Annotated in this window: 1 protein-coding gene; it reads right to left on the bottom strand. The window is 54.3% G+C overall.

Going from position 1 to position 245, the window contains the following annotated elements; translation table 11 throughout:
• On the bottom strand, nt 1-221 hold a 221-nt coding region (locus SB679_RS25830; protein WP_410705226.1), incomplete at its 3' end, for a Gfo/Idh/MocA family oxidoreductase.
• Nucleotides 222-245 lie beyond the last annotated feature (24 nt).

Below are 245 nucleotides of genomic sequence, written 5' to 3'. Positions count from 1 at the left end.
CCGAAAGAGCCATCCTCGAATCCCAACGTGATCGACGCCCGATCTTCGACAACCTCGATTCCAGGGCTATCACCCATCCGGCGGGCCTGTACCGAGACAATTTTACTGCCTGACAGGAACCTCATCAAATCGACAAAGTGACACGCCTCGCCAATGATACGCCCACCACCCACCGCGTTATCCTGGGTCCAATGGTTGGAAGGTATCGCTCCGGCGTTCATCGTCAAAAGAAACGTTTTTGGTTC

This window comes from Chryseobacterium sp. SIMBA_029 (assembly GCF_046535275.1).
Lineage (GTDB): Bacteria > Bacteroidota > Bacteroidia > Flavobacteriales > Weeksellaceae > Chryseobacterium.
This window is presented reverse-complemented; position numbering and strand designations above follow the sequence as displayed.